We start from the raw sequence: 12,214 nt of genomic DNA, 5'->3' as shown, positions 1-12,214 counted from the left end.
ATGTCACTGGAAATGCGCATCGTCGAGCTGGAAACCCGCCAGGCGTTCCAGGATGACACCATCCAGGCACTCAATGACGAGGTGGTGGAGCAGAGTCGAGTGATCGAGCGCCTGCAGTTGCAGGTGGCCGAGTTGATCAAGCGCTACGAAGAGATGGTCGGCCAGTACGCCGGCGGCGGGGAGGAGCCTCCACCGCCTCATTACTGAGGGCGGCGGAGGTGCATGGTCAGCGGCGCGAGACCGCGACCACGTCTTCGGCTTGCAGGCCCTTGTCGCGGTGCATCACCGAGAACTCCACGCGCTGGCCCTCGACCAGTACGCGGTGGCCTTCGCCACGGATGGCGCGAAAGTGCACGAAGATGTCATCACCCGAGTCGCGGGAGATGAATCCAAAGCCTTTCGACGTGTTGAACCATTTCACCGTGCCGGTATCACGCTTGCCGGCCTCCAGCGCAGTGCCCTGGCTGCGGGCCTTGCGCACGCCGCGGGCGAAGCCGGCTGCCAGGTGCAGGGCGGTGGCGAGCATGGCGCAGGCCAGTGCTGCCAGGTTGCCAAGCTCCGGGCGGGCCAGCAGGGTGATGGTCTGCAGGATGACCGCCAGCACCAGCAGGAGGCTGGCAGCCAGTTGCAGCTGCTGGCGCATGCCCTTGTAGTACAGCGGCAGTGCCGGGGCGAGGATCAGGTTGAGCAGGCCGAGCAGTGCCAGGTAGACCGCTTCGGGTTGTTGCAGGAAGGGTGTCGCGTCGGTTCTGAGGCTGGGTATGAGCGATAGCAGCAAGGCAGCCACGCCCGTCACCAGATGGACGATCTTGAACATTTGGTTTGGCTCACATTGATAAGGCCGATCACAGGATGAGCTGGCTGCACGGTGCGCGTGTGGTGTAGGCGCGAAAACGTGGCGGGCCAGCCTATGCACCCGGCATTGACGATCCGCACGGGTGGCACCCTGCCTATTTAACAGCAAAGGCGCAGGCTTCTCAAACCGTGAGGCAGTGGCGCGCATCTCTTGGTACAGTTCCGAGGCCCGCTTGATCAATCAAGCCTTATGGAAAGGGGAGCTTCATGGCAATCGATATCGGTATCAGTGAAGAAGATCGCAAATCCATCGTCGAAGGGCTGTCCCGGTTGTTGTCGGACACGTATGTGCTTTATCTGAAGACCCACAACTTCCACTGGAACGTCACCGGCCCCGCGTTCCGTACCCTGCACTTGATGTTCGAGGAGCAGTACAACGAGCTGGCCCTGGCCGTCGACTCCATCGCCGAGCGCATTCGCGCCCTGGGGTTCCCGGCGCCCGGCTCCTATGCCTTCTATGCCCGTCACTCCTCGATCAAGGAGGAGGAAGGGGTGCCGCCGGCCGATGAGATGATCCGCCAGCTGGTCCAGGGGCAGGAGGCGGTGGTGCGCACCGCGCGGAGCATTTTCCCGGTGGTGGACAAGGTCAGCGACGAGCCGACCGCCGACCTGCTCACCCAGCGCATGCAGGTGCACGAAAAGACCGCCTGGATGTTGCGCGTGTTGCTCGACGGCAAATGAGTGTCGCCCAGGTCTCGCAAGACCGTTGAAAGCAGGCCCGGCAACCTTCGTGTTGCCGGGCCTGTTCGTTTGAGGGGAAGGCTTTGCCGCTGCTACGCAGAGGTCTGAACGCGTTTCATTGGCTCGCAAAGGAGCCCTGTCGCATGAGCGGCAGGGCGTGATTTCGTGGCGATGGAGCGAAGCGATGGGTAATCTGATATGCGGTATGGGCAAAGGTTCGAGGCAGGGGAGGGGCTCGGTTCGACCCTGCATCGATCCGTTCAAGGCAGATTTCGACATGGCCCAGGCCGGGCCGGTCTCGCGTTCGGTGCGGCTCAATGGCTTTGCCACCTGCCTGCGGCTTGAAGCCGTCTATTGGCGGATCCTGGAGCGGATCGCAGCGGCCAACCGCTGTTCGGTCAGTACGGTGCTGTCCTATGTGGACCGTGAGGTGCACCTGCGCCACGGCGGGGTGCGGAATTTCAGTGGCCTGGTTCGGGTCATCTGCGTGGCCTGGCTGCAGGATGCTGCGGATACGCACTGATCGCCAGGCGGGCTGCACGGCTCTGCTTAACCATATATAATCCCGCTCTTTGCTGCCCTGGGCAGCCTGCGATGTGGTTGACGAGAGACACCATGCCCCTTTACGACTATCAATGTGCATCCTGCGAGCACCGGATGGAGGTGCTGCAGAAGATCAGTGCCGCGCCGTTGACCGATTGCCCGGCGTGCCAGGCGCCGGCATTGAAGAAGCTGCTGTCGGTCCCCGGCTTCCGCCTGAGCGGCAACGGCTGGTACGAGACCGACTTCAAGACTGGGGCCAAGAAGAATCTGGCAGGCGGCGACAAGGCCGACTGAGTTGAATTGCACCCGCCAGGTCTTGCAGTATTAGCCCCTTGGGCGGCCAAGACCTCCACCGAACACACGAATCACGAGAAGCGAAACCACCATCATGATGCGCAGCCATTATTGCGGCCAACTGAACGAGAGCCTGGACGGCCAGGAAGTCACCCTTTGCGGCTGGGTCCATCGTCGCCGCGACCACGGCGGGGTGATCTTCCTCGACATCCGTGACCGCGAAGGCATGGCCCAGGTCGTGTTCGACCCGGATCGCGCCGAAACCTTCGCCGCCGCCGACCGCGTGCGCAGCGAATACGTCGTGCAGATCACCGGCAAGGTACGCAAGCGCCCCGAAGGCGCGGTGAATACGAATATGGCCTCCGGTGCCATCGAGATCCTCGGCTACCAGCTGAATGTGCTCAACGAAGCGGAAACTCCGCCGTTCCCACTGAATGAATACTCCGACGTCGGCGAGGAAACCCGTCTGCGTTATCGCTTCATCGACCTGCGTCGCCCGGAAATGGCCGACAAGCTGCGCCTGCGCTCGCGCATCACCAGCAGCATCCGTCGCTTCCTCGACGAGAACGGCTTCCTCGACGTCGAGACACCAATCCTCACCCGTGCCACCCCTGAAGGCGCGCGCGACTACCTGGTACCGAGCCGCACTCACGCGGGCAGCTTCTTCGCCCTGCCGCAGTCGCCGCAGCTGTTCAAACAGTTGCTGATGGTGGCCGGCTTCGATCGCTACTACCAGATCGCCAAATGCTTCCGCGACGAAGACCTGCGCGCCGACCGCCAGCCGGAATTCACCCAGATCGACATCGAGACCAGCTTCCTCGATGAGTCCGAGATCATGGGCCTGACCGAAAGCATGATCCGCAAGCTGTTCAAGGAAGTGCTGGACCTGGAGTTCGGCGAATTCCCGCACATGACTTTCGAAGAAGCCATGCGCCGCTACGGTTCCGACAAGCCAGACCTGCGTATTCCGCTGGAGCTGGTCGACGTCGCCGACCAGCTGAAGGATGTCGACTTCAAGGTCTTCGCCGGCCCGGCCAACGATCCGAAGTGCCGCGTCACCGCCCTGCGCCTGCCAGGCGGCGCCAGCATGCCGCGCAGCAAGATCGACGAGTACACCAAGTTCGTCGGCATCTACGGTGCCAAGGGCCTGGCGTACATCAAGGTCAACGAGCGCGCCAAAGGCGTCGAAGGCCTGCAGTCGCCGATTGTCAAGAACATCCCGGAAGCCAACCTCAACAACATCCTCGACCGCGTTGGCGCGGTCGACGGCGACATCGTGTTCTTCGGTGCCGACAAGTTCAAGGTTGTCAGCGAGGCCCTGGGCGCGCTGCGTATCCGCCTGGGCCACGACTTCGAGCTGCTGACCTGCGAGTGGGCGCCGATGTGGGTCGTCGACTTCCCGATGTTCGAAGAGAACGAAGACGGCAGCTTCACCGCGCTGCACCACCCGTTCACCGCCCCCAAGTGCACCCCCGAAGAGCTCGAGGCCAACCCGGCCACCGCGCTGTCCCGTGCCTACGACATGGTGCTGAACGGCACCGAGCTGGGTGGTGGTTCGATCCGTATCCACCGCAAAGAGATGCAGCAAGCGGTCTTCCGCCTGCTGGGCATCGAGGCGGCGGAACAGGAAGAGAAGTTCGGCTTCCTGCTCGACGCCCTGAAGTTCGGCGCACCGCCTCACGGTGGCCTGGCCTTCGGCCTGGATCGCCTGGTCATGCTGATGACCGGCGCCCAGTCGATTCGTGAAGTGATTGCCTTCCCGAAAACCCAGAGCGCCGCGTGCGTCATGACCCAGGCCCCTGGCCTGGTCGACGCCAAGGCGCTGCGTGAGCTGCACATCCGTCTGCGTGAGCAGACCAAGGTCGAGTGATCGACCGGGGCACCCTGGTAGCGGGGTGCCCCCGCGCTGATGCGCAGGATTTTTCGTGTTCCGCCCTTCGGGGCGGAACCTGTTTCTGTTACAAGGATTTGGAGTCGTTATGGCCGGTCATTCCAAGTGGGCGAACATCAAGCACCGCAAAGAACGCCAGGATGCCAAGAGAGGCAAGATCTTCACCAAGTGGATCCGCGAGCTGACCGTCGCCGCCAAGCAGGGTGGCGCTGATCCGGCCTCCAACCCGCGTCTGCGCCTGGCCCTGGACAAGGCCCTGGGCGCGAACATGAGCCGCGACATTATCGATCGCGCTGTGGCCCGCGGTGCTGGCACCAATGAAAGCGACAACGTCGAAGAGCTGAGCTATGAAGGTTACGGCCCAGGCGGCGTGGCAATCATGGTCGAAGCCATGACCGACAACCGTAACCGTACCGCAGCGGCTGTTCGCCACGCTTTTTCCAAATGCGGCGGTAACCTGGGCACCGACGGCTCGGTGGCCTACCTGTTCGAGCGCAAGGGGCAGATCAGCTTCGCCGCCGAATTGAAGGTGGAAGAAGATGCCCTGATGGATGCGGCTCTGGAGGCCGGCGCCGACGATGTGGTGAGCAACGACGACGGCTCCTTTGATGTGTTCACCTCGTTCAACAGCTTCTATGCCGTGCGTAATGCGCTGGAAGAGGCCGGCTTCAAGGCTTCTGACGCTGAAATCGTCATGCAGCCGACCACCAGTGCCGAGCTGGATCAGGAGGGCGCCGAGAAGGTGCTCAAGTTGATCGATATGCTCGAGGACCTGGATGACGTGCAGAACGTCTATTCCAACGCGCAGATCTCCGACGAGATCATGGAAGCGCTGGGCTAAGGTTGTCGTTAACCTAGACGGCCTTTTCGCGGGCAAGCCCGCTCCCCCAGGCGAGTCGCTGCTCTGAGGAGTGGTGGGAACCTGTGGGAGCGGGCTTGCCCGCGAATAGGCCGGTAAAGATTGCACTTGTATCGCAGGCGTTATGACTCTGATTCTTGGTATCGACCCCGGTTCGCGCATCACTGGCTTCGGCGTTGTCCGCCAAACTGCCCGTGGGTGCGAATATGTGGCTTCGGGCTGCATCCGTACCGGCGGCGGTGAGCTGCATGAGCGTCTGCAGATCGTCTTCCGTGGCGTGAGCGAAATCATCCGCCAGCACGGCCCCGTGACCATGGGCATCGAGCGGGTGTTCATGGCGCGCAACGCGGATTCGGCGCTCAAGCTCGGCCAGGCGCGTGGCGCGGCGATCGTCGCCGCCGCCGAGGCCGGCCTGGAAATCGCCGAATACACGGCCAGCCAGGTCAAGCAGGCCGTGGCCGGCACCGGTGGCGCCAACAAAGAGCAGGTGATGATGATGGTGATGCACCTGCTCAAGCTGACGCAAAAGCCGCAGATCGACGCCTCCGACGCCTTGGCCATCGCCCTTTGCCATGCCCACACCCGTTCCAGCCTGATTCCCCATGGGCTGGCGACTGCGCGGCGGCGCGGCGGGCGCTTGCGTCTGTAACCGCTTCATGCGCTGATACACATTTTGTCCGGGTGGCACCCTCACCTGGCGCATTTGCTGATAGGGTGGTCCGGTTTTCGACCGGCGCCCGAGAGGAAGGATCGGAACGTGATTGGACGTTTGCGCGGCACCCTGGCGGAGAAACAGCCGCCGCACTTGATTATCGACGTGAATGGCGTGGGCTACGAGCTGGAAGTGCCGATGACCACCCTGTACCGCCTGCCCAAGGTCGGCGAGCCAGTGACCGTACACACCCACCTGGTTGTACGTGAAGACGCCCACCTGCTCTATGGTTTCGCGGAAAAGCGCGAGCGCGAGCTGTTTCGCGAACTCATCCGCCTGAATGGCGTAGGGCCAAAGCTGGCGCTGGCGCTGATGTCCGGCCTGGAAGTGGATGAGCTGGTGCGCTGCGTGCAGGCCCAGGACGCCTCGGTGCTGGTGCGTGTGCCCGGTGTCGGCAAGAAAACCGCCGAGCGCCTGCTGGTCGAACTCAAGGACCGCTTCAAGGCGTGGGAAACCTCCCCGGCGATGTTCACCCTGGTTTCCGACGGCCCTCTGCCGGTGGCCAGTGAGTCCTCGGCAGAGGCCGATGCGGTCAGTGCCCTGGTCTCCCTGGGCTACAAACCCCAGGAAGCGAGCAAGGCGATCGCCGCGATCAAGGACAAGGCCGGCCTGAGCAGCGAGGAGCTGATTCGTCGCAGCCTTAAAGGGATGATTACCAAGTGATCGAGACCGACCGCCTGATCGCCGCCAGTGGCCGCGACCGTGAAGAGGTCCAGGACCGTGCGATCCGCCCGCTGCGGCTGGAGGAGTACATCGGCCAGCCGGTGGTGCGCGAGCAGATGGCGCTGTTCATCCAGGCCGCGCGCGGTCGCAATGAGTCCCTTGATCACACCTTGATCTTCGGCCCGCCGGGTCTGGGCAAGACCACCCTGGCCAACATCATCGCCCAGGAGATGGGCGTGTCGGTCAAGAGCACCTCCGGCCCGATCCTCGAGCGCCCGGGCGACCTGGCGGCGATGCTGACCAACCTCGAGCCCCATGACGTGCTGTTCATCGACGAGATCCACCGGTTGTCGCCGGTGGTCGAGGAGGTGCTCTATCCGGCGATGGAGGACTTCCAGCTGGACATCATGATCGGCGAAGGCCCGGCTGCGCGCTCGATCAAGCTCGACCTGCCGCCGTTCACCCTGGTCGGCGCCACCACCCGTGCCGGCATGCTGACCAACCCACTGCGCGATCGTTTCGGTATCGTCCAGCGGCTGGAGTTCTACAGCAACCAGGACCTGGCCACCATTGTCAGCCGTTCGGCTGGTATTCTCGGGCTGCCAATGGACGACAAGGGCGCTTTCGAGATCGCCCGCCGGGCGCGGGGCACGCCACGGATCGCCAATCGCCTGCTGCGTCGGGTCCGCGACTACGCCGAAGTACGTGGCAAGGGCGAGATCACCAAAGCGGTCGCCGACATGGCGCTGAACCTGCTGGATGTCGACGAGCGTGGCTTCGATCACTCCGACCGGCGCCTGCTGCTGACCATGATCGAGAAGTTCGACGGCGGTCCGGTGGGGCTCGATAACATTGCCGCAGCGATCGGCGAAGAGCGCCACACCATCGAGGACGTGCTCGAGCCCTATCTGATCCAGCAGGGCTACATCATGCGCACCCCGCGGGGCCGCGTGGTCACCCGGCATGCCTACCTGCATTTCGGCCTGAATATCCCCGGGCGCTTTTGCGAGGGTGGCGAATATGCCGCCCAGGACGACGAATGACAGATCGAATCGGGATTTCCATGGTCCTACCGCTGGCATGCCATACGCTCGCTGGCAATACGACATTATCGATGCAAAAACAGTTGCCGGGGCGGATTGGCAAGCACGGGAGTAAGCACTAGAGTATGCGCGCGCAAAATGGGCTGGAACCGTTCGCACACCGCTGTCGCGTCTATTACGAGGATACCGACGCGGGTGGCGTGGTGTATTACGTCAACTACCTCAAGTTCATGGAGCGTGCGCGCACCGAGCGTCTGCGTCACCTGGGCTTCTCCCAGGCGCAGCTGGCCGGTGACAACCTCCTGTTCGTGGTCCATTCCAGCGAAGCGCGCTACCACGCGCCGGCGCGGCTGGACGATGAACTGCGGGTAACCGCGCAAGTACTTGAATTGAATCGCGCCAGCCTGCGCTTCGTGCAGCAGGTCTGGCGGGAAAAGGATGCAACGCTGCTCTGCGAGGGGCAGTTCCTGGTGGCCGCCGTGCGTGCCGACACCTTCAAACCCCGGGCCATTCCCCCAGCGCTGCGCGACGCGTTCCTGGCGGATGGTGCGGGTACTCAATCCAACGCAGGAGAATAAGCGTGGAAGCAAACGTCGTCGACCATACCTCCATGTGGAGCCTGGTCGCCAATGCCAGTGTCGTGGTTCAGCTGGTAATGCTCACCCTGGTGGCCGCCTCGGTAACGTCCTGGATCATGATCTTCCAGCGCAGCACCATGCTGCGCGCCGGTCGTCGTGCGCTGGACGCCTTCGAAGAGCGCTTCTGGTCGGGCATCGACCTGTCGAAGCTGTATCGCCAGGCGGGCAGCAACCCGGATCCGGACTCGGGTGTCGAGCAGGTGTTCCGCGCCGGCTTCAAGGAGTTCTCGCGCCTGCGCCAGCAGCCAGGTGTCGACCCTGACGCGGTGATGGAAGGTGTCGGCCGTGCCATGCGCGTCGCCATCTCCCGTGAGGAAGAAAAGCTCGAGCAGAGCCTGCCGTTCCTCGCCACCGTCGGTTCCACCAGCCCGTACATCGGCTTGTTCGGTACCGTCTGGGGCATCATGAACTCCTTCCGCGGCCTGGCCAGCGCCCAGCAGGCCACCCTGGCCACCGTCGCCCCCGGCATTGCCGAGGCCCTGGTCGCCACCGCGATCGGCCTGTTCGCCGCGATTCCGGCGGTCATCGCCTACAACCGCTTTGCCGCGCGCAGTGAAGTACTGATCGGCCGCTACTACACCTTCGCCGATGAGTTCCAGGCGATCCTGCACCGTAAAGTACACACCAGCGAAGAGTGATCAGGTAGAAACCCATGGCCCGAGTTCGCCACAAACGCAAGCCGGTCGCCGAGATGAACGTGGTGCCCTACATCGACGTGATGTTGGTGCTGCTGGTCATCTTCATGGTGACCGCCCCCATGCTCAACCAGGGCGTGAAGGTGGATCTGCCCAAGGTTTCCAGCGAAGCCCTGCCGCAGGACAACAACGTCCAGGTTCTGACTATCTCGATCAAGGCCGACAAGACTTACTACTGGAACCTCGGTAGCGAAGTCGACACCGACAAGCAGATGGACAAGGCCATGACCCTGCCGGAAATGACCGGTGCGGTGACAAAGATCATCGCCGCCGGTCGCGACCAGGGCAAACAGACCCAGGTCTTCATTCGTGGCGACAAGGCTGTCGACTATGGCGCGGTCATGGGCGCCATGGGCGGGTTGCAGAAGGCCGGTGTCGGTAACGTTGGCCTGATTACCGAGGCGCCCTGATGCAGCAGCGAGAGCCATCCGCCTCGGAAAGCTACTTCTGGCCCAGTGTCTGGGCCATTGGCCTGCACGTGCTGGTGTTCGGCATGCTGTTCGTCAGTTTTGCCATGACGCCCGAGCTGCCGCCGTCCAAACCCATCGTCCAGGCCACGCTTTATCAGCTCAAGTCGAAGAGCCAGGCGACCACCCAGACCAATCAGAAGATTGCCGGGGAAGCGAAGAAAACCGCTTCGCGCCAGACCGAGGTCGAGCAGCTGGAGCAGAAGAAGATCGAGCAGGAGGCCGTGAAGGCCGCGGAACAAAAGAAAGCCGACGCCGCTCAAAAAGCTGAGGAAGCCCGCGAGGCCGCCGAAGCGAAGAAGGCTGAGGAAGCCGCCAAGGCCGTCGAGCAGAAGAAAGCCGCTGAGGCGAAGAAAGCCGAAGAAGCGAAGAAGGCCGCTGAAAAGCAGCAGGCCGACATCGCCAAGAAGAAGGCTGAGGAAGAGGCCAAGAAGCAGGCCGAAGAGGAAGCCAAGAAAGAGGCCGCGGAAGAGGCGAAGAAGAAAGCCGCCGAAGACGCGAAGAAAAAAGCCGCCGAGGACGCCAAGAAGAAAGCGGCAGCCGAGGAAGCGAAGAAAAAGGCAGCTGAAGAGGCCAAGAAAAAGGCCGCTGCAGACGCCCAGAAGAAAAAGGCACAGGAAGCGGCCCGCAAGGCGGCGGAAGACAAGAAAGCCCAGGCATTGGCCGAGCTGTTGTCCGACACCACCGAGCGGCAGCAGGCGCTGGCCGACGAGCAGGGTGACCAGGTGGCCGGCGACTTCGACGACCTGATCCGCATGCGCGCGGCCGAGGGCTGGGCGCGTCCGCCATCTGCGCGCAAGGGCATGACGGTAGTTCTGCAGATCAACATGTTGCCGGACGGCACCGTCACCAATGTGAGCGTGGCCAAGTCCAGTGGCGACGGCCCGTTCGACAGCTCGGCCGTGGCCGCAGTGAAGAACATTGGTCGGTTGACCGAGATGCAGGGCTTGAAGCCGAGCGATTTCAATCCGTATCGTTCATTCAAGATGACATTTACACCTGAGGATCTAGCGTTGTGATTAAACGTCTGAGAGGACTCCTGGTCTTGCTCTGCTGCGTGGCAGGCATGGCCATGGCAGAGGAAAAGAACATCCTGGTCACCAGCGGTAGCGACCGGGCCACCCCCATCGCGGTAGTGCCGTTCGGTGTGCAGGGCGGCAGCGTGCTGCCGGAAGACATGGCTGACATCATCAGCAACGACCTGCGTAACTCCGGTTACTACGGGCCGATCCCGCGGCAGAACATGATCAGCCTGCCAACCCAGGCCAGCGAAGTGATCTTCCGCGACTGGAAAGCGCTGGGCGCGCAGTACGTGATGGTCGGCAGCATCGTGCCGTCCGGTGGTCGCCTGCAGGTGAGCTACGCCCTGTTCAACGTCGCCACCGAGCAGCAAGTGCTGACCGGTAGCGTTGCAGGTGGCGTCGATCAGCTGCGTGACATGGCCCACTACATCGCCGACCAGTCGTTCGAGAAACTAACCGGCATCAAGGGTGCTTTCTCCACCCGCATGCTGTACGTGACCGCCGAACGTTTCTCGACCAACAACACCCGCTACACCCTGCAGCGTTCGGACTACGACGGCGCTCGTGCAGTGACCCTGCTGCAGTCGCGCGAGCCGATCCTGTCGCCACGCTTCGCGCCGGATGGCAAACGGATCGCCTATGTCTCGTTCGAACAGAAGCGCCCGCGCATCTTCGTCCAGCATATCGACACCGGTCGCCGCGAACAGGTCACCAACTTCGAAGGCCTGAACGGCGCGCCGGCCTGGTCGCCTGACGGTACCCGCCTGGCGTTCGTGCTGTCCAAGGACGGCAACCCGGACATCTATGTGATGAACGTGGCCTCGCGCCAGATCAGCCGTGTCACCGCGGGCCCGGGTATCAATACCGAGCCGTTCTGGGGCAAGGATGGCAACACCCTGTATTTCACCTCCGACCGTGGCGGCAAGCCGCAGATCTACAAGCAGTCGGTCAGCGGTGGTGGTGCCGAGCGTGTAACTTTCGTCGGTAACTACAACGCCAACCCGAAACTGTCGGCGGATGAAAAGACCTTGGTGATGATCCATCGCCAGCAGGGCTTCACCAACTTCAAGGTGGCGGCCCAGGACTTGCAACGCGGAAGTGTAAAGATTCTCACCGAGACCAGTCTTGATGAGTCTCCCACTGTTGCGCCAAACGGCACCATGCTAATCTACGCCACCCGCCAGCAGGGCCGGGGAGTCTTGATGCTCGTGTCGCTTAATGGCCGCGTGAGGCTCCCACTTCCTACCGCTCAAGGTGAAGTCAGAGAACCGTCCTGGTCCCCTTACCTGAACTGATTGCGGCGTAATACTTTTGCTTAACACACTGGGGTTTCATTAGGAGTTTCACGATGGAAATGCTGAAGTTTGGTAAATTCGCTGCGCTGGCTCTGGCCATGGCTGTAGCTGTAGGTTGCTCCTCGAAAGGCGGTGACAACGCTGGTGAAGGCGCTGTTGATCCGAACGCTGGCTACGGTGCCAACACTGGCGCTGTTGACGGTTCCCTGAGCGAAGAAGCCGCCCTGCGCGCAATCACCACCTTCTACTTCGAATACGACAGCTCGGACCTGAAGCCAGAAGCCATGCGCGCTCTGGACGTTCACGCCAAGGACCTGAAGTCCAACGGCAACCGCGTTGTTCTGGAAGGCAACACCGACGAGCGCGGCACCCGCGAGTACAACATGGCTCTGGGTGAGCGTCGTGCCAAGGCCGTTCAACGCTACCTGGTTCTGCAGGGCGTTTCCCCTGCTCAGCTGGAACTGGTATCCTACGGCGAAGAGCGTCCAGTTGCTACCGGTAACGACGAGCAGTCCTGGGCTCAAAACCGTCGCGTAGAACTGCGTAAGTAAGTTCC

16 protein-coding genes are annotated in these 12,214 nt (G+C 62.4%); 15 read left to right on the top strand and 1 reads right to left on the bottom strand.

Annotated features, from left to right (window positions below):
• On the top strand, positions 1-207 hold the full coding sequence (locus JYG34_RS19555) for a SlyX family protein (protein ID WP_011535166.1): 207 nt from the start codon (positions 1-3) through the stop codon (positions 205-207).
• Between the two features lie 19 nt (positions 208-226).
• Here the strand turns inward: JYG34_RS19555 and JYG34_RS26480 are convergent, their stop codons facing one another.
• A complete protein-coding gene (locus tag JYG34_RS26480) occupies positions 227-817 on the bottom strand; it encodes a cold shock domain-containing protein (protein WP_283811773.1) in 591 nt (196 codons plus the stop codon).
• Between the two features lie 245 nt (positions 818-1,062).
• Here JYG34_RS26480 and JYG34_RS19545 point away from each other — a divergent pair, with 245 nt between their 5' ends.
• The 14 genes from JYG34_RS19545 to pal all read left to right on the top strand — a co-directional run bounded on the left by JYG34_RS19545 (position 1,063) and on the right by pal (position 12,209).
• Positions 1,063-1,536 (top strand): Dps family protein, encoded by a 474-nt coding sequence (locus tag JYG34_RS19545; protein ID WP_011535164.1) that lies wholly within the window; start codon positions 1,063-1,065, stop codon positions 1,534-1,536.
• A 205-nt stretch (positions 1,537-1,741) separates the two neighbouring features.
• A complete protein-coding gene (locus JYG34_RS19540) occupies positions 1,742-2,059 on the top strand; it encodes a ribbon-helix-helix domain-containing protein (protein WP_213661227.1) in 318 nt (105 codons plus the stop codon).
• Between the two features lie 92 nt (positions 2,060-2,151).
• Entirely contained in the window at positions 2,152-2,373 is a 222-nt protein-coding gene (locus JYG34_RS19535) for an FmdB family zinc ribbon protein (protein WP_003254776.1), read from the top strand.
• A gap of 94 nt (positions 2,374-2,467) precedes the next feature.
• The gene (aspS, locus tag JYG34_RS19530; RefSeq protein ID WP_213657931.1) at positions 2,468-4,243 is read left to right on the top strand and encodes an aspartate--tRNA ligase; all 1,776 of its coding nucleotides are present in this window, start codon (positions 2,468-2,470) and stop codon (positions 4,241-4,243) included.
• 109 nt (positions 4,244-4,352) lie between these two features.
• On the top strand, positions 4,353-5,105 hold the full coding sequence (locus JYG34_RS19525; protein ID WP_213657930.1) for a YebC/PmpR family DNA-binding transcriptional regulator: 753 nt from the start codon (positions 4,353-4,355) through the stop codon (positions 5,103-5,105).
• A 142-nt stretch (positions 5,106-5,247) separates the two neighbouring features.
• Positions 5,248-5,772, top strand: a complete 525-nt coding sequence (gene ruvC / locus JYG34_RS19520; RefSeq protein ID WP_213657929.1) for a crossover junction endodeoxyribonuclease RuvC — start codon at positions 5,248-5,250, stop codon at positions 5,770-5,772.
• 108 nt (positions 5,773-5,880) lie between these two features.
• Positions 5,881-6,498: a Holliday junction branch migration protein RuvA gene (gene ruvA, locus JYG34_RS19515; RefSeq protein ID WP_027919956.1), complete on the top strand. Its 618-nt coding sequence runs from the start codon at positions 5,881-5,883 to the stop codon at positions 6,496-6,498.
• The gene (gene ruvB / locus JYG34_RS19510; protein WP_213657928.1) at positions 6,495-7,541 is read left to right on the top strand and encodes a Holliday junction branch migration DNA helicase RuvB; all 1,047 of its coding nucleotides are present in this window, start codon (positions 6,495-6,497) and stop codon (positions 7,539-7,541) included. Before ruvA ends, ruvB begins: the two co-directional genes overlap by 4 nt.
• A 125-nt stretch (positions 7,542-7,666) precedes the next feature.
• Positions 7,667-8,119, top strand: a complete 453-nt coding sequence (ybgC, locus tag JYG34_RS19505) for a tol-pal system-associated acyl-CoA thioesterase (RefSeq protein WP_213657927.1) — start codon at positions 7,667-7,669, stop codon at positions 8,117-8,119.
• A gap of 2 nt (positions 8,120-8,121) precedes the next feature.
• On the top strand, positions 8,122-8,817 hold the full coding sequence (tolQ, locus tag JYG34_RS19500; protein ID WP_011535156.1) for a protein TolQ: 696 nt from the start codon (positions 8,122-8,124) through the stop codon (positions 8,815-8,817).
• Between the two features lie 14 nt (positions 8,818-8,831).
• The gene (gene tolR / locus JYG34_RS19495; RefSeq protein WP_011535155.1) at positions 8,832-9,284 is read left to right on the top strand and encodes a protein TolR; all 453 of its coding nucleotides are present in this window, start codon (positions 8,832-8,834) and stop codon (positions 9,282-9,284) included.
• Positions 9,284-10,360: a cell envelope integrity protein TolA gene (gene tolA / locus JYG34_RS19490; protein ID WP_213657926.1), complete on the top strand. Its 1,077-nt coding sequence runs from the start codon at positions 9,284-9,286 to the stop codon at positions 10,358-10,360. The genes tolR and tolA overlap by 1 nt, the downstream gene beginning before the upstream one ends.
• Before the next feature lie 47 nt (positions 10,361-10,407).
• A complete protein-coding gene (tolB, locus tag JYG34_RS19485; protein ID WP_240063862.1) occupies positions 10,408-11,658 on the top strand; it encodes a Tol-Pal system beta propeller repeat protein TolB in 1,251 nt (416 codons plus the stop codon).
• 53 nt (positions 11,659-11,711) lie between these two features.
• Positions 11,712-12,209, top strand: a complete 498-nt coding sequence (pal, locus tag JYG34_RS19480; RefSeq protein ID WP_008090230.1) for a peptidoglycan-associated lipoprotein Pal — start codon at positions 11,712-11,714, stop codon at positions 12,207-12,209.
• Positions 12,210-12,214: the final 5 nt, after the last annotated feature.

It is taken from the genome of Pseudomonas entomophila (assembly GCF_018417595.1).
Classification (GTDB): Bacteria; Pseudomonadota; Gammaproteobacteria; order Pseudomonadales; family Pseudomonadaceae; genus Aquipseudomonas; species Aquipseudomonas entomophila_C.
This window is presented reverse-complemented; position numbering and strand designations above follow the sequence as displayed.